Below are 16,897 nucleotides of genomic sequence, written 5' to 3'. Positions count from 1 at the left end.
AGCCAAGGATGGCGACATTTCGCCGTTGCCCGCAGGATGCGGGCTGCCTTTAGGCGAAATTAGGGCGCTTTGCGCTTTTCTTATGGAGGTGAAACGATGCAAAAAGCGATCGTATTAGATGAACAAGCGATTCGACGCGCATTGACGCGCATCGCCCACGAAATTATTGAGCGCAATAAAGGGATTGACGGATGTGTGCTCATCGGCATTAAAACGCGCGGCATTTACTTAGCAAAACGATTAGCCGAACGCATTGAACAAATTGAAGGAACATCCATTCCTGTTGGTGAGCTAGACATTACGTTATATCGCGATGATTTAACGGTAAAAACAGACGATCATGAACCGCTTGTAAAAGGAACGGACGTCCCGTTTTCCGTTACAAATCAAAAAGTCATTTTAGTTGATGACGTGTTGTTTACAGGTCGAACGGTGCGCGCAGCAATGGATGCTGTGATGGATCTTGGGCGTCCGGCACAAATTCAATTAGCGGTGCTCGTTGATCGCGGTCATCGTGAACTACCGATTCGCGCCGATTTCGTCGGCAAAAACATTCCGACGTCAAGCTCGGAAATGATCGTCGTCGAGTTAAAAGAAGTAGACGACATCGATCAAGTCAGCATACATGAATAAAGCACCCTTTTTAAAGGCAGTCCAGCGAGGCTGACAAAGGGGATTCGTTTCCTACACCCTCTTTGTGCTTTCGTACGGACAAAGAGGGTTTTTTATATAAAAGAAAGGGAGAGAGAAGATGAACAAACCAGTATTAGACGTGAAGGATGTCCCTTCTTTTGGGCAGCTTGTTACACTTAGTTTACAACATTTATTTGCAATGTTTGGTGCAACGATTTTAGTGCCGTATTTAGTCGGATTAAGCCCAGCGATGGCGCTTATTTCAAGCGGGCTCGGCACACTCGCCTTTTTAATCGTCACAAAATGGCAAGTGCCTGCTTACCTCGGCTCATCGTTCGCGTTTATTACGCCAATTATTGCAGCAAAAGCAGCAGGTGGTCCGGGTGCAGCAATGATCGGAAGCTTTTTAGCGGGACTCGTATATGGCATCGTCGCTTTAGCGATTAAAAAAGCAGGGTATCGTTGGATTATGAATTTACTTCCACCAATCGTCGTCGGTCCGGTCATTATTGTCATCGGCTTAGGATTAGCGAACGTCGCTGTCAGCATGGCGATGAACGGTCCAGACGGAAAATATAGCTTGACGCACTTTTCTGTTGCAGTTGTGACGCTTGCTGCAACGATTATGTTTTCGATTTTATCAAGAGGAATGTTTAGTCTCGTACCTGTTCTGATGGGCATTATCGTTGGCTACGTGTACGCGTTAGCTGTCGGTGTCGTCGATTTATCAGGGGTGGCAAAAGCAAAATGGATTGAAATGCCAGATTTCTTATTGCCGTTCGTTCATTACGATGTGCGCGTGACGCTCGATATTGTGCTTTTGATGGTGCCTGTCGCCATCGTGACATTATCTGAACATATCGGTCATCAGCTCGTATTAAGCAAAGTCGTTGGGCGCGACTACATTAAAGAGCCGGGGTTACATCGCTCGATTTTTGGTGACGGATTAGCGACGATGATTTCGGCGCTCATCGGTGGCCCGCCAAAGACGACATACGGCGAAAATATCGGCGTATTAGCGATTACGCGCGTATATAGCGTGTACGTGTTAGCTGGTGCAGCGGTCCTTGCGATCGCGTTCGGATTTTTAGGTAAAGTGACAGCGCTCATTAGCTCGATTCCGACGCCGGTCATGGGCGGTGTATCCATCTTATTATTTGGAATTATCGCCTCTTCTGGTTTGCGCATGCTTGTCGATAGTAAAATCGACTTTGGAGACAAACGAAACTTAGTCATTTCATCTGTTATTCTCGTCATTGGCATCGGGGATGCCGTTGTGAAAGTGTCAGAACAATTTGAAGTGCACGGTATGGCGCTTGCGGCCATCACAGGTATTGTGTTAAACCTCATTTTGCCAGGTCGTCCGAAAGTGTCGGATAGCGTATTTGAACAAAAACATGATGTCGCATAACACACCTTTTAAAAGAAGTCCAGCGAGGCTTACAAAGGTGTGCTAGAGGAAATCCGTTCATTGAAACGGTCTCTTTCCTCATGCTTTTGAAACACCTTGCCTCGCTCGGCAAGGTGTTTTTTACTAAAAAGGAGGAGTTTATATGCATTTACTAACGTTAGCGGAGTTATCAGTTGATGAAGTGCTTGCCATTTTGCATGAAGCGGAACGATTTGCGCACGGAGAGACGTGGCGAGTGAACAAACAAACGTTTGTTGCCAACTTATTTTTTGAGCCGAGCACGCGCACGAAATGCAGCTTTGAAATAGCGGAACGAAAGCTTGGGCTTGAAGTCATTCCGTTTGATGCAGACATGTCGAGCATTCAAAAAGGAGAAACATTGTATGACACGGTTCGGACGTTGCAAGCGATCGGTGTGGAAGCAGTCGTCATTCGCCACCCATCTGATCATTACTTCGACTCACTTCGCGAAACGATTCATATCCCGATCATTAATGCCGGTGACGGATGCGGTCATCATCCGACTCAATCGCTACTCGATTTAATGACGATTCGTCAACAATTTGGCACATTTATCGGGCTGAATGTCGCAATCGTTGGTGACATTCGTCATAGCCGAGTGGCACGTTCTAATGCTGAAATATTAACGAGGCTCGGTGCAAATGTCTTCTTCTGCAGTCCGCCTGAGTGGCAAGATATAACGAATCCGTATGGCACGTACGTCGAATTCGATACAGCCGTAAAAGAGGCAGATGTGATCATGCTTCTTCGCATTCAACATGAGCGGCATGAAGAAAAAATGGGATGGACGAAAGAACAATATCACGAGCAATACGGCTTAACGATCGCGCGGGAAAAACAAATGAAAAAAACGAGCATCATTTTACATCCAGCCCCAGTCAATCGCGACGTAGAAATTGCAAGCGAGCTCGTTGAATGTGAACGCTCACGCATTTTTAAACAAATGGAAAACGGCGTATACGTGCGCATGGCTGTTTTGAAACGGGCATTACAAAAAGGGGGAACAAAACATGACTATCATTTTCAAACGTGCGCGCTTGCTTAATGAACAAGGCGAGCTGACGTTAGCTGATATAAAAATGAACGACGGGCGCATCGTTCAAATTGCACCTCACATCGCTGTAAGCGATAATGACGAAGTGATCGACGTGCGTGAACAGTTTGTCGCGCCGGGATTTATCGACGTACACGTTCATTTGCGTGAACCAGGCGGGGAACATAAAGAAACGATTGCGACAGGTACGCTTGCTGCTGCCAAAGGTGGATTTACGACGATTGCAGCGATGCCAAACACAAAACCTGTTCCCGATACGAAACAACAAATGGAATGGCTCGTCAACCGCATTCGCGAAACGGCGCACGTGCGCGTGTTGCCATACGCTTCGATTACGATACGTCAAGCAGGAAAGCAGCTCGTTGATTTTGCCGCCTTAAAAGAAGCAGGGGCGTTTGCGTTTACAGACGATGGCGTTGGCGTGCAAAGCGCACGCATCATGTATGAGGCGATGAAACAAGCGGCCTCTCTCGATATGCCAATTGTCGCGCATTGTGAAGACGAAACGCTCACGTATAAAGGATGCGTGCATGACGGATCATTTGCGAAACGGCATGGGCTGACAGGCATTCCTTCCGTTTGCGAATCTGTACATATTGCGCGTGATGTGTTGTTAGCGGAGGCGACAGGATGTCACTACCACGTTTGCCATATAAGCACGAAACAATCGGTGCGCATCGTGCGCGACGCGAAGCAAGCAGGCATTCGCGTAACTGCTGAAGTGACACCGCACCATTTGCTGCTTTGCGATGAAGATATTCATTCGTTAGACGCGAACTTTAAAATGAATCCGCCGCTGCGAACGAAAGAAGATCAACAAGCGTTAATCGAAGGATTACTTGACGGAACGATTGATTTTATCGCAACTGACCATGCCCCGCATACAGAAGAAGAAAAAAGCGAAGGCATGTCGTTCGCCCCGTTTGGCATCGTCGGATTAGAAACCGCCTTTCCGCTTTTATATACGCATCTTGTTGAAAAAGGGATATGCACGTTAAAACAGCTTGTCGATTGGCTTGCGAAAAAGCCAGCTGAGACGTTTCGCATCGACGGCGGGGAACTAAAAGTTGGCGCCAAAGCAGATCTTGTCGTCATCGATTTACATACCGAACAAGTCATTGACCCTCATACATTTGCTTCAAAAGGAAAAAACACACCGTTTGCAGGCTGGGTATGTAAAGGATGGCCGACGATGACGGTTGTAGATGGGAAAATCGTTTGGCAGAAAGGAAGAGAGCGATGAAACGACAACTTATTTTAGAAGATGGTACGCGCTTTGTTGGCGAAGCGTTTGGAAGTGAACGACAAACAATCGGTGAAGTCGTTTTTAACACAGGAATGACAGGATATCAAGAAATTTTAACCGATCCGTCGTATTGCGGGCAAATCGTGACGATGACGTATCCTTTGATCGGAAACTATGGCATCAACCGTGATGATTTCGAATCGATTGAACCGCATGTGTTCGGTTTTATCGTAAAAGAAGCGTGTACATCTCCGTCCAATTGGCGAAGCGAGCTAACGATTGACGAATATTTGCGCACAAAAAACATTCCGGGTTTAGCCGGTGTCGATACGAGGAAACTGACGCGCATCATTCGCCAATACGGCACGTTAAAAGGAATGATTTGCGACATGGACGTGTCCGTTTCGGAGGCGGTCGCTTATTTAAAAGAAACGGAACTTGCGCGCGATCAAGTGAAGCGCGTATCGACAAAAAGCCCATACGCTAGCCCAGGGCGCGGCCATCGCGTCGTTTTAATCGACTTTGGCATGAAGCACGGCATTTTGCGCGAATTAAATAAACGTCATTGCGACGTTGTCGTATTACCATACAACGCAACCACAGAAGATGTGTTGCAACTTCATCCCGACGGCGTTATGTTATCAAACGGACCAGGGGATCCGAAAGATGTGCCGGAGGCGATCGACATGATTCGAGGTGTGCTTGGGCGTGTGCCGCTTTTCGGCATTTGCCTCGGCCATCAACTGTTTGCGCTCGCCTGCGGAGCGAATACAGAAAAAATGAAGTTCGGCCATCGCGGTTCAAATCATCCGGTGAAACATATTGAAACAGGAAAAGTAGCGATCACCTCGCAAAATCACGGCTACACTGTCACGGAACAGTCGCTCGTTCATACGCGATTAGAAGTGACGCATATCGCATTAAACGACGGAACGATTGAAGGGCTTCGTCATCGCGACGTTCCCGCGTTTACGGTGCAATATCATCCCGAAGCGTCACCAGGTCCAGAAGATGCAAACGGTTTATTTGATGATTTTATGGCGATGATTGAACAGTTTAAAAAAGAAAGAGGTGTCGTTCATGCCTAAACGTCAAGATATTGAAACGATTCTCGTCATCGGTTCTGGACCGATCGTCATCGGGCAGGCAGCGGAGTTCGATTATGCGGGAACGCAAGCGTGTTTAGCGTTAAAAGAAGAAGGATATAAAGTCATTCTCGTCAACTCCAATCCGGCAACAATTATGACCGATACACAAATTGCCGACAAAGTGTATATGGAGCCGTTAACGCTCGAATTTGTCGCCCGCGTCATTCGGAAAGAACGGCCCGATGCCATTTTGCCGACGCTTGGCGGACAGACGGGGTTAAATTTGGCGGTCGAATTGGCAAAAGCGGGAGTACTTGAAGAGTGCGGCGTTGAAATTCTCGGCACAAAATTAGAAGCGATTGAAAAAGCAGAAGACCGCGAACAATTTCGAGCGCTTATGAACGAACTTGGCGAACCGGTGCCAGAAAGCGCAATCGTACATAGTTTGCAAGAAGCGTATGCGTTCGTTGAACAAATCGGGTATCCGGTCATCGTTCGCCCTGCATTTACGCTCGGTGGAACAGGCGGAGGCATTTGTACGAACGAAGAAGAGCTGATCGACATCGTCTCAAGCGGTTTAAAAATGAGCCCTGTTCATCAATGTTTATTAGAAAAAAGTATCGCGGGCTATAAAGAAATTGAATATGAAGTGATGCGCGATGCGAAAGACAATGCGATCGTCGTCTGCAATATGGAAAATATCGATCCGGTCGGCATTCATACGGGCGATTCGATTGTCGTTGCCCCAAGCCAAACGTTAAGCGATCGCGAATATCAACTGTTGCGAAACGCCTCGCTCCGCATTATTCGTGCGCTCGGCATTGAAGGGGGTTGCAACGTGCAGCTTGCCCTTGATCCGCACAGTTTTCAATATTACGTCATTGAAGTCAACCCGCGCGTCAGTCGCTCATCGGCGCTTGCATCGAAAGCAACGGGGTATCCGATTGCGAAACTCGCCGCAAAAATTGCGGTCGGTTTAACGCTTGATGAAATGATGAATCCTGTGACGGGAAAAACGTACGCTTGCTTTGAGCCAACGCTTGATTACGTCGTCACAAAAATTCCGCGCTTTCCGTTTGATAAATTTGAATCAGCGAACCGCCATCTCGGCACGCAAATGAAAGCGACAGGAGAAGTGATGGCGATCGGGCGCACGTTTGAAGAGTCGCTATTAAAAGCGGTACGCTCGCTTGAAACGAACGTCTATCATTTGGAGCTAAAAGAACAAGTCGATGATGCGCTGCTACAAAAACGCATTCAAAAAGCAGGAGATGAACGTCCATTTTACATTGCGGAAGCGTTTCGTCGCGGCGTAACGGTCGAACAAGTGCATGCATGGAGTCAAATCGATCCGTTCTTTTTAACAAAAATTGCAGACATTGTGAAGTACGAATCGGTTTTACGCGAACATGTTGGTGATATCGACGTACTAAAAAAAGCAAAAGAAATGGGCTTTTCCGATGTGGCCATTGCGAAATGCTGGCATATGGCAGAACGCGACGTCTATGAGATACGTAAACGCGCTTGCATTACGCCGGTGTATAAAATGGTCGATACGTGTGCAGCGGAATTTGAATCAGAAACGCCGTATTATTACAGCACGTATGAAGAAGAAAACGAATCGCTTGTTACGCCGCGCGAAAGTGTCGTCGTCCTTGGCTCTGGTCCGATTCGTATCGGGCAAGGAATCGAGTTTGACTACGCGACCGTTCATTCCGTATGGGCGATTAAAGAAGCGGGGTATGAAGCGATCATTATTAACAACAATCCAGAGACGGTATCAACCGACTTTAGCATTTCCGATAAGCTATACTTTGAACCGTTAACGATTGAAGATGTGATGCACGTCATCGATTTAGAACAGCCAATTGGCGTCATCGTTCAATTTGGCGGACAAACAGCGATCAACTTAGCAGCGGAATTAGCCGCGCGCGGGGTGCGCATTCTCGGCACGTCGCTCGAAGATTTAGATCGCGCCGAAAACCGCGACAAATTTGAGCGGACGCTTGCGCAACTCGGCATTCCACAGCCGAAAGGAAAAACAGCGTTTTCGGTTGAAGAAGCGGTACGCATCGCTGAAGACATCGGCTATCCTGTTCTCGTGCGCCCGTCGTATGTACTTGGCGGTCGGGCAATGGAAATCGTCTATAAAAAAGAAGAGCTGCTACATTACATGGAGCACGCGGTGAAAGTAAATCCGCAACATCCTGTATTAATCGACCGTTATTTAATCGGAAAAGAAATCGAAGTCGATGCGATTTCCGACGGAGAAGATGTATTCATTCCAGGCATTATGGAACATATTGAGCGCGCTGGTGTCCATTCGGGCGATTCGATCGCCGTCTATCCACCGCAGACGTTAACAAGAGACATCAAACAAAAAATTGTTGATTATACGATTGCGCTTGCGAAAGGGTTGCGCATCGTCGGCTTGTTGAACATTCAGTTCGTGCTATATGACGGTGATGTGTACGTGTTAGAAGTGAATCCGCGTTCAAGCCGCACCGTTCCATTTTTAAGTAAAATTACGAACGTCCCGATGGCCAATCTCGCGACGAAAGTCATTTTAGGGGCGAAGCTAAAAGAGCTTGGCTACTACACCGGATTGAAAGAAGAAAGCGAAGGCGTATATGTGAAAGCACCGGTCTTTTCATTCGCGAAGTTGCGCAACGTCGATATTTCGCTCGGTCCAGAAATGAAATCAACGGGTGAAGTGATCGGAAAAGACGACACGTTTGCGAAGGCGCTTTATAAAGGGCTTGTCGCTTCAGGGATTCACATTCGTCCGTACGGGGCGGTCTTATTGACCATTGCCGATAAAGATAAAGAAGAGGCGATCGACATCGCCCGTCGCTTTTACAATATTGGATATCAGTTGCTAGCGACAAACGGCACCGCGCAAACGTTGCGCGAAGCGAACATTCCGGTGACTGTCGTCGAAAAAATTCATACCGGGACACCGAACATTCTTGACGTCATTCGCCAAGGCGAAGCGCAAGTCGTCATTAACACATTAACAAAAGGAAAAGAAACAGAAAGCGACGGATTCCGCATTCGTCGCGAAGCAGTCGAAAACGGCATTCCTTGCTTAACGTCGCTCGATACAGCGAAAGCGATGCTTCTCGTCTTAGAAGCGATGACGTTTTCGACAACAGCGATGACAGAAAAGAAGGTGGGCGTATGAAGGAACATATGACGATTATCTCCAATCGCCAAATCGCAAAAGGCGTTTATGAATTGACGCTCGCTAGTTCACTCGTTGGGCGCATGCGTACGCCCGGGCAATTTGTGCATGTGAAAGTGGCAACTTTCGCTCCGCTACTTCGCCGTCCGCTCAGCCTTTGCGACATTAATCACGAAGCGAGCGAATGCACGATCGTTTACCGCGCGGAAGGAGCAGGCACGACGCTCCTTTCGCAAAAGCAGCCTGGGGAGACGCTCGATGTGCTCGGACCGCTCGGAAACGGCTTTCCGCTTTCCGTTCTTTCAAGCGGACAGCGCGCCCTTCTTGTTGGCGGCGGCATCGGGGTACCACCGTTATATGAACTGGCGAAACAACTAGTGAAAAACGGAGTATATGTGACAATCGTACTCGGCTTTCAAACGAAAGACGTCGTCTTTTACGAGGAGCGCTTCGCATCGTTCGGCAAGACGTACGTTGCGACGGTAGATGGTTCATACGGCATGAAAGGATTTGTTACCGACGTCATTGAACATCACGCTCTTTCGTTTGATGTGTTATATGCGTGTGGACCGAAGCCGATGTTAAAAGCGTTACAACAACAATTTCCGCATAAAGAGCTATATTTGTCGTTAGAAGAACGGATGGGTTGCGGAATTGGTGCTTGTTTCGCATGCGTATGTCGCGTGCCGCATAGCGAAACAGCATATAAAAAAGTATGTAGCGACGGGCCTGTATTTCGAGCGGGGGAGGTCGTATTATGAACCGATTAGCCGTTGAATTGCCAGGGCTTTCATTAAAAAACCCGATTATGCCTGCCTCAGGTTGTTTCGGATTCGGGCGGGAATATGCGAAATTTTATGACTTAAGCGTCCTTGGCGCAATCATGATTAAAGCGACGACGCTTGAAGCGCGCTTCGGCAATCCGACGCCGCGCGTCGCGGAAACGCCAAGCGGCATGTTAAATGCGATCGGACTACAAAACCCCGGTGTAGACAAAGTGCTGGCTGAAGAACTGCCGTGGTTAGCGCAATACGATGTACCAATTATCGCTAACATTGCTGGCGCAACGGTAGAAGAATATGTGGAAGTCGCCAAGCGCATATCACAAGCGCCAAACGTTCATGCGCTCGAGCTAAACATATCATGCCCGAACGTGAAAAAGGGAGGCATCGCATTCGGAACAGTTCCAGAAGTCGCTGCGGAGCTGACGCGGGCGGTAAAAGAAGTGTCTGCTGTGCCTGTGTATGTGAAACTATCGCCAAATGTGACAAACATCGTCGCGATGGCGAAAGCGGTTGAACAAGCGGGAGCGGACGGATTGACGATGATTAATACGCTATTAGGTATGCGCCTTGACATTAAAACAGCGAAGCCGATTTTAGCGAACGTAACAGGCGGATTGTCCGGCCCAGCGATTAAGCCGATTGCGATTCGGATGATTTATGAAGTAAGCCAGGCGGTATCAATTCCGATTATCGGCATGGGCGGCATTCAAAGTGCGGAAGATGTGATCGAGTTTTTTTATGCCGGTGCGAGCGCGGTTGCGATTGGCACAGCGAACTTTATCGACCCGTACGTTTGTCCACATATTATTCGCGACTTGCCCCCGCTTTTAGATGAACTTCGTATTCATCACATTTCGGAATGTACGGGAAGGAGCTGGAACAATGGACAAACCGTTTATTGTGGCACTTGATTTTTCATCAAAGGAAGAAGTGCGGTCGTTTTTACACGTATTTTCCGATACGTCGCTCTTTTTAAAAGTCGGCATGGAGCTATATTTTCAAGAAGGTCCAACGATCATCGACGAATTAAAACAGCGTGGGCATCATATTTTTTTAGATTTAAAGCTTCATGATATTCCACATACAGTGAAAAAAGCGATGAAAGGATTGGCGAAATTAGGCGTCGATTTAGTGAACGTTCATGCATCGGGAGGAAGCGCGATGATGCGCGCAGCGGTCGAAGGATTAGAAGAAGGGACGCCTTCTGGAATGAAGCGTCCGCGCTGCATTGCGGTGACGCAACTAACGAGCACAAACGAACGCATGCTTCACGATGAATTGTTAATTGACCGGACGATGAATGAAACGGTACTTCATTACGCTACGATTGCTTACCGTAGCGGGCTTGACGGCGTCGTTTGTTCGGCAAAAGAAGTGCCGCTTCTTCGCGCATCGCTTGGCGCATCGTTCTTGACTGTTACCCCAGGTATTCGCTTTGCGGATGATCATGTGGACGATCAAGTGCGCATCGTCACACCACATGAGGCGAAACAGCTTGGGACGAATTATATCGTCATCGGACGAAGCATCACAAAAGCGCATGATCCATATGCGGCATATGAGCGGCTAAAACGGGAATGGGATGGTGGACAATAATGAAAAAAGAAATCGCAAAACAATTGCTTTCTATTGGCGCAGTATCATTGCGCCCAAACGAACCGTTTACGTGGTCTTCAGGTATACAATCGCCCATTTATTGCGACAATCGCTTGACGTTAGCGTATCCCGCAATTAGACAAGCCATTGCTGACGAACTGACATCACTCATTCGCACGCATTTTCCAACCGTCGACGTCGTCGCTGGCACAGCTACCGCAGGCATTCCTCATGCCGCATGGGTGAGCGAGCGGTTGAATATGCCGATGTGCTACGTTCGCAGTCAAGCGAAAGGACACGGAAAAGGAAAGCAAATTGAAGGGAAAGTCGAACAAGGGAAACACGTCGTCGTCATTGAAGATTTAATTTCAACAGGCGGCAGTTCACTCAATGCCGTGCGCGCTTTGCGCGAAGCAGGATGCCACGTGCTTGGCGTCGTTGCGATTTTTACATACGGATTAGAAAAAGGAAAACGAGCGTTTGAACACGAGCACGTTCCGGTCTATACGGTGACTGATTACGATACGTTGATGGACACAGCGATGGAACTCGGTATCATTACCGAAGAAGAGCGAGCGACGTTACATCATTGGCGTGAGCAGTTAGGAACATAAAAACAAGGGTGTCCCACGAGCGACACCCTTTTCTTACTTTGTGGAAATGACGTTTGTTTTTAAATAGTGGATATCGTTTGCTTGTTGAATCGAACGGAGTGATAATGCTTGTAGGATCGTTTCTTGATGCGCTATTTTCTCAAACCCTTCTTCCATTTGTTGTGACAACTGTTCGATTTGTTGTTTCATCACTGGAATTTCTTGCACATGCAACTCAACAACCGTCATTCGTTCCATTAATTGTCCAACCATTTCACGAATCGCTGGCACAAGTGCTACATCTTCTTTTGTTGCCATTGTTTGCTCAATCCGATCTACTCGATGTTCGAGCGCATGCATACTGTTTTGTAACGCAGCGATATCGTCTTTTGTCGCCATACGTTGTTCGATGCTTGCGATATCGTCTTTTGTGGCCATCGTTTGTTCGATGTGTTCGATGCGTTTGTCCATAACAGCGATATCATCTTTTGTTGCCATGCGCTGTTCAATGCTTGCGATATCGTCTTTCGTGGCCATCGTCTGCTCAATATGACTGACGCGGCTTTCTAACGCTCGAATCTCATCTTTCAACATAGCGACGTCTTCTTTTGTTGCCATGTTTGCACGTAAAAATGCCAGCTCATCAAAAATGCGTTGCAACAACTGTTCCACCATGTTCACCTCCTTTTTTCCTTTTCCATTATATCATCATTCGACAAAAAGAGAGGACGAAAAAATGACGAAATTTTTCGATTAAAACAAAAACCCGCCTTATCTAGACGGGTTTTTTCATCCTCACGACCAACTCCTCATCCGGCGTGACGTAGATCGTTTGCTGGTTTTCGTAAATGACAAAGCCAGGTTTGGCGCCGCTCGGTTTTTTGACGTAGCGGACGCGCGTGTAGTCGACCGGGACGGAGCTCGAGTGGCGCGCTTTGCTAAAGTAAGCAGCTAAGTGAGCAGCTTCGATGATCGTTTGTTCGGATGGCTGTTTGCTTTTAATGACGACGTGGGAGCCTGGGATGTCTTTCGTGTGCAGCCAAATGTCGTCTTTGCTTGCGAATTTGTTCGTTAAATAGTCGTTTTGTTTATTGTTTTTGCCGACAAAAATTTCTGTTCCGTCGCTTGAGATGTAGCGCTCAAGTTCGATCGTGCGCGGCTTTTGTTTTTTTTGTTTTGTTGCTTTGGCGCGCAAATAGCCGTGTTCGATTAATTCGTCGCGAATGTCTTCAATATCTTTTGGTGAGGCGGTTTCGAGCTGCTGCAATAGCGTATCGAAATACACGATTTCTTCTTTTGTGCGCTCAATTTGCTCTTGGACAATCGCAAGCGAATTTTTCGCTTTTTGGTATTTTTGAAAATAGCTTTGCGCGTTTTCCGACGGCGTTTTTTGTTCATCAAGCGGGATGATGATCGTTGCACCGTTTTCATCATAATAGTTGACGACTTCGATTTCGCTCATTCCGCGCTTCACTGTATAAAGGTTTGCCGTCAGCAGTTCCCCATATAGTCGATATTGCTCCGCTTGTTTTGCTTCCTCTAACGTTTGTTTTAACTTCACGAGCTTTTTCTCGTTTTTCGCTTTTTCATTTGCGACAAATCGTTCTAAATCGTGCGCCTGTTGTTTGACGCGATCGCGTTCCGCTTTGCCGAAATAAAAACGGTCAAGCATGTCACTTAATGTGGCAAACGGCTTCATTTCGTCTTCCATATGAGTCAATGGTAGCGCATAAAATATTTCTTTTTGTCCGCTTGTATATATACACGGAGTAAATTTCTCGCTGCGTACATCTTCCATCAAAGAGATGAAGCTTTTCGGCAGCGTCGCCCGGTTAGCAAGCCCTGCGCGATGGACAGCTTCGCGCGCAAATAGCGGGGAGATGCCCATAAATGTCGCCACAAGTTGATCCGCTAATTTTCCTGCGAGAAAATCGATTTTTTTTAACACCGTCTCTTCTGTTGCATGAAGCGGATTGATTTTGTCATGCGATGGAGGCAATATATAAGGCGCCCCTGGTAACACTGTTCGGTATCGGTTCACAGCAGGTGAAAGATGTTTGACACTATCAATAATTGTGTTTGTCTGTTCATCGACGAGAATGATGTTGCTGTGGCGGCCCATAATTTCGATGATGAGCTGTTTCGTGCATACATCACCAAGCTCATTTCTTGCTTTCACGTGAATGATGATGATGCGATCAAAATCGACTTGCGTAATCGCTTCAATGGCGCTGCCTTCGATATGTTTACGCAAAAGCATACAAAACATCGGCGGTTCATAAGGGTTATCGTACGTTTCATTTGTTAAATGAATGCGGGCATAAGTCGGATGAGCAGACAATAGTAATTTATAATTGCTTCCGTGCGAACGAATATGTAGCACTAATTCAGATGGAAATGGCTGATAAATTTTTGAAATGCGCCCCCCGACAAGCGTGCGCTGCAATTCTTTTGTCATCGCATATGTAAATACTCCGTCAAACGACATAAAAAACACCTTTCTCTTTTTTCTTTTCATTATACCATATCATTTTTTTGTACATGCCTGAATAAGCTGTCATAGATAAGACAAGCGGAAGGGGGAAAGAAATGAGCTGGCACGGACTGCGTGTGGAACAAGTCGAACAACAAGTAAATACAACGATCGGTTTCGGATTAACGGAAAAAGAAGCGAAAAAACGGTTAAAACAATTGGGGAAAAATGAGTTATCAGAAGAAAAAAAGCCGTCTGCGTTCAAACAATTTATCGGGCAGTTTCAAGACTTTATGGTGCTCGTCTTATTGGCAGCAACAGCGATTTCCGCCGTACTCGGCGAATACATTGATGCGGTCGCGATCGTGGCGATTGTCATCATTAACGCGTGCTTAGGATTTATACAAGAGCGGCGTGCGGAAAAGTCGCTTGAAGCGTTAAAAAAACTATCTGCCCCAGAATCGCTCGTTTTGCGTGATGGCGAATGGATGAAAGTACCGTCTGCCGATCTTGTTGTGGGAGATATTGTTAAATTTACAAGTGGAGATCGCATCGGGGCTGATGTTCGCATCGTGGAAGCGAAAGGGTTATATATTGAAGAATCGTCGTTGACAGGCGAATCGCTTCCCGTTGAAAAACAAACCGCACCACTTGCGCCAGACGCTTCGTTAGGTGATCGGACAAATATGGCGTTTATGGGGACGCTCGTGACGAAAGGAAGCGGGATCGGGATCGTTGTGGCGACAGGAATGAATACAGCGATGGGGCAAATTGCCCATTTATTACAGTCTGCGCCAACGATGACGACACCGTTGCAGCGGAAGCTTGAACAGCTCGGCAAAATTTTAATTGTCATCGCTTTAGCGCTGACGGCGCTCGTTGTTGTGCTCGGTGTATGGCAAGGGCATGCGTTATATGACATGTTTTTAGCTGGGGTATCGCTTGCGGTTGCCGCGATTCCGGAAGGCTTGCCTGCCATTGTTACTGTCGTGTTGGCGCTCGGTGTGCAACGAATGATGAAACGAAACGCCATCGTGCGCAAACTGCCGGCGGTTGAGACCCTTGGATGTGCGTCGGTCATTTGTTCGGATAAAACAGGAACGATGACAGAAAATCAAATGACGGTCACACACGTATGGGTGAATAATCGGTTATGGACGGTAAGCGGGACGGGCTATGAGCCAAAAGGAACGTTTTTGTTGAACGGGAAACAAGAAAAAATAGACACATCGTTGCAACAAACGTTATTGTTCGGCGCACTATGCAATCATGCGGAACTGAAGAAAAAAGGGAAAACGTATATGATTGACGGCGACCCGACCGAAGGAGCACTCGTTGTGTCGGCAGCGAAAGCCGGGTGGACGAAAGAAAAAATCGCCGCCGAATTTACGATTGAACATGAATTTCCGTTTGATTCGACGCGCAAAATGATGACCGTCATCGTCAAGGACCGCTCGAATCGACGTTGGATTGTTACAAAAGGAGCGCCAGATATGTTGCTTGAACGTTGCCGCTTCATATATGTGGACGGTCAAGCAAAACCGTTTCGTGACCAAGAACGAAAAACGGTGCAACAAACGGTCAATATGCTCGCCTCACAAGCGTTGCGCACAATTGCGATCGCGTATCGCCCACTTTCGTTTACCGAAACGGTCAATGATGAAACGAAAGCGGAAAGCGATTTAACGTTCATCGGTTTGCAAGGAATGATCGATCCGCCTCGAAAAGAAGTGAAACAAGCGATTGCCGAATGTAAAAAAGCGGGCATCAAAACAATCATGATTACAGGGGATCATATTTTAACAGCTAAAGCTATTGCCCAACAACTACACATGTTGCCACCAAACGGAAAAGTAATGGACGGAAAAACGTTATCGACCCTTTCTGTCGAGGAATTAGAAGATATTGTTGAAGATGTATATGTTTTTGCGCGCGTGTCGCCAGAACATAAATTAAAAATCGTACAAGCGTTACAAAAAAGAGGACATATTGTCGCGATGACAGGCGATGGTGTCAACGACGCCCCTGCCATTAAAACAGCGAACATTGGCATTGCGATGGGAATCACAGGAACGGACGTATCAAAAGAAGCGGCGTCGCTCGTTTTGTTAGACGATAACTTTGCGACCATTAAAGCGGCGATTGAAGAAGGACGAAACATTTACGAAAACATTCGCAAATTTATTCGTTACTTGCTTGCCTCAAACGTGGGAGAAATTTTAGTCATGTTGTTTGCGATGATTTTAGCGCTTCCGCTTCCGCTTGTACCGATTCAAATTTTATGGGTCAATCTTGTGACAGACGGGTTACCTGCCATGGCGCTCGGATTAGATCCTGCAGAAGAAAACGTCATGAAACGACCGCCACGCCATCCGAAAGAAGGGGTGTTTGCGCGCGGGCTCGGTTGGAAAATTGTTAGCCGCGGTTTTTTAATTGGCATGGTGACGCTTATTGCCTTTCTTGTTGTGCATGCGCGTCATCCAGAAAATTTAACGTATGCGCAGACGGTCGCGTTCGCGACGCTCGTGCTCGCACAGCTCATTCACGTCTTTGATTGTCGAAGCGAGCGCTCGGTGTTTGACCGCAATCCGTTTGAAAATATGTATTTAGTGCTTGCTGTCTTGTCGTCGCTTTTATTGCTGCTTGTCGTCATCTATTATCCACCGCTACAACCAATTTTCCATACGATGTCGCTTCCGCTCACGGATTGGTTGTTGATTGTTGGTTTATCGTCCATTCCGACATTTTTACTGGCAGGTTCGCTATTCACCCGCCGCCGTTCATGAAATGTTTTCGCTATATAGTGATATATG

The 16,897-nt window shown here is 47.1% G+C and carries 13 protein-coding genes; 11 read left to right on the top strand and 2 right to left on the bottom strand.

All coding sequences use genetic code 11. The features are described from left to right. Window positions 1-96 precede the first annotated feature (96 nt). The 10 genes from pyrR to pyrE all read left to right on the top strand — a co-directional run bounded on the left by pyrR (window position 97) and on the right by pyrE (window position 11,632). The gene (pyrR, locus tag HNR43_RS04500) at window positions 97-633 is read left to right on the top strand and encodes a bifunctional pyr operon transcriptional regulator/uracil phosphoribosyltransferase PyrR (protein ID WP_183241669.1); all 537 of its coding nucleotides are present in this window, start codon (window positions 97-99) and stop codon (window positions 631-633) included. Window positions 634-751: 118 nt separating this feature from the next. Next, entirely contained in the window at window positions 752-2,044 is a 1,293-nt protein-coding gene (locus tag HNR43_RS04495) for a solute carrier family 23 protein (RefSeq protein ID WP_183241667.1), read from the top strand. Window positions 2,045-2,186: 142 nt separating this feature from the next. Beyond that, entirely contained in the window at window positions 2,187-3,110 is a 924-nt protein-coding gene (locus HNR43_RS04490) for an aspartate carbamoyltransferase catalytic subunit (protein ID WP_183241665.1), read from the top strand. Further along, the gene (locus HNR43_RS04485; protein ID WP_183241663.1) at window positions 3,076-4,362 is read left to right on the top strand and encodes a dihydroorotase; all 1,287 of its coding nucleotides are present in this window, start codon (window positions 3,076-3,078) and stop codon (window positions 4,360-4,362) included. Before HNR43_RS04490 ends, HNR43_RS04485 begins: the two co-directional genes overlap by 35 nt. Continuing rightward, window positions 4,359-5,453 carry a carbamoyl phosphate synthase small subunit gene (locus tag HNR43_RS04480; protein ID WP_183241661.1) on the top strand — a complete coding sequence of 365 codons (1,095 nt, stop codon included), beginning with the start codon at window positions 4,359-4,361 and terminating at the stop codon, window positions 5,451-5,453. Before HNR43_RS04485 ends, HNR43_RS04480 begins: the two co-directional genes overlap by 4 nt. Next, the gene (gene carB / locus HNR43_RS04475) at window positions 5,446-8,637 is read left to right on the top strand and encodes a carbamoyl-phosphate synthase large subunit (protein ID WP_183241659.1); all 3,192 of its coding nucleotides are present in this window, start codon (window positions 5,446-5,448) and stop codon (window positions 8,635-8,637) included. The genes HNR43_RS04480 and carB overlap by 8 nt, the downstream gene beginning before the upstream one ends. Beyond that, window positions 8,634-9,398 (top strand): dihydroorotate dehydrogenase electron transfer subunit, encoded by a 765-nt coding sequence (locus tag HNR43_RS04470; protein WP_183241657.1) that lies wholly within the window; start codon window positions 8,634-8,636, stop codon window positions 9,396-9,398. The genes carB and HNR43_RS04470 overlap by 4 nt, the downstream gene beginning before the upstream one ends. Continuing rightward, the gene (locus HNR43_RS04465) at window positions 9,395-10,333 is read left to right on the top strand and encodes a dihydroorotate dehydrogenase (protein WP_183241655.1); all 939 of its coding nucleotides are present in this window, start codon (window positions 9,395-9,397) and stop codon (window positions 10,331-10,333) included. Before HNR43_RS04470 ends, HNR43_RS04465 begins: the two co-directional genes overlap by 4 nt. Beyond that, window positions 10,305-11,018, top strand: coding sequence for an orotidine-5'-phosphate decarboxylase (pyrF, locus tag HNR43_RS04460; RefSeq protein WP_183241654.1), 714 nt, complete (start codon window positions 10,305-10,307; stop codon window positions 11,016-11,018). Before HNR43_RS04465 ends, pyrF begins: the two co-directional genes overlap by 29 nt. Next, window positions 11,018-11,632, top strand: a complete 615-nt coding sequence (gene pyrE / locus HNR43_RS04455) for an orotate phosphoribosyltransferase (protein ID WP_183241652.1) — start codon at window positions 11,018-11,020, stop codon at window positions 11,630-11,632. Before pyrF ends, pyrE begins: the two co-directional genes overlap by 1 nt. Window positions 11,633-11,665: 33 nt before the next feature. On the opposite strand, the gene HNR43_RS04450 is transcribed toward pyrE, so the two are convergent. After that, window positions 11,666-12,283: a hypothetical protein gene (locus HNR43_RS04450; RefSeq protein ID WP_183241650.1), complete on the bottom strand. Its 618-nt coding sequence runs from the start codon at window positions 12,281-12,283 to the stop codon at window positions 11,666-11,668. Window positions 12,284-12,386: 103 nt separating this feature from the next. After that, on the bottom strand, window positions 12,387-14,099 hold the full coding sequence (locus HNR43_RS04445; RefSeq protein ID WP_183241648.1) for an Rqc2 family fibronectin-binding protein: 1,713 nt from the start codon (window positions 14,097-14,099) through the stop codon (window positions 12,387-12,389). Between the two features lie 101 nt (window positions 14,100-14,200). Between HNR43_RS04445 and HNR43_RS04440 the strand changes: the two genes are divergently transcribed. Beyond that, the gene (locus tag HNR43_RS04440; protein WP_183241646.1) at window positions 14,201-16,870 is read left to right on the top strand and encodes a calcium-transporting P-type ATPase, PMR1-type; all 2,670 of its coding nucleotides are present in this window, start codon (window positions 14,201-14,203) and stop codon (window positions 16,868-16,870) included. Window positions 16,871-16,897: the final 27 nt, after the last annotated feature.

Source organism: Anoxybacillus mongoliensis (assembly GCF_014201515.1).
GTDB lineage: Bacteria > Bacillota > Bacilli > Bacillales > Anoxybacillaceae > Anoxybacillus > Anoxybacillus mongoliensis.
This window is presented reverse-complemented; position numbering and strand designations above follow the sequence as displayed.

Excerpts from the sequence above, each read along its gene's own strand:
- pyrR (WP_183241669.1), top strand. The coding sequence starts at position 97 with ATGCAAAAAGCGATCGTATTAGATGAACAAGCGATTCGACGCGCATTG.
- HNR43_RS04495 (WP_183241667.1), top strand. The coding sequence starts at position 752 with ATGAACAAACCAGTATTAGACGTGAAGGATGTCCCTTCTTTTGGGCAG.
- HNR43_RS04490 (WP_183241665.1), top strand. The coding sequence starts at position 2,187 with ATGCATTTACTAACGTTAGCGGAGTTATCAGTTGATGAAGTGCTTGCC.
- HNR43_RS04485 (WP_183241663.1), top strand. The coding sequence starts at position 3,076 with ATGACTATCATTTTCAAACGTGCGCGCTTGCTTAATGAACAAGGCGAG.
- HNR43_RS04480 (WP_183241661.1), top strand. The coding sequence starts at position 4,359 with ATGAAACGACAACTTATTTTAGAAGATGGTACGCGCTTTGTTGGCGAA.
- carB (WP_183241659.1), top strand. The coding sequence starts at position 5,446 with ATGCCTAAACGTCAAGATATTGAAACGATTCTCGTCATCGGTTCTGGA.
- HNR43_RS04470 (WP_183241657.1), top strand. The coding sequence starts at position 8,634 with ATGAAGGAACATATGACGATTATCTCCAATCGCCAAATCGCAAAAGGC.
- HNR43_RS04465 (WP_183241655.1), top strand. The coding sequence starts at position 9,395 with ATGAACCGATTAGCCGTTGAATTGCCAGGGCTTTCATTAAAAAACCCG.
- pyrF (WP_183241654.1), top strand. The coding sequence starts at position 10,305 with ATGGACAAACCGTTTATTGTGGCACTTGATTTTTCATCAAAGGAAGAA.
- pyrE (WP_183241652.1), top strand. The coding sequence starts at position 11,018 with ATGAAAAAAGAAATCGCAAAACAATTGCTTTCTATTGGCGCAGTATCA.
- HNR43_RS04445 (WP_183241648.1), bottom strand. The coding sequence starts at position 14,099 with ATGTCGTTTGACGGAGTATTTACATATGCGATGACAAAAGAATTGCAG.
- HNR43_RS04440 (WP_183241646.1), top strand. The coding sequence starts at position 14,201 with ATGAGCTGGCACGGACTGCGTGTGGAACAAGTCGAACAACAAGTAAAT.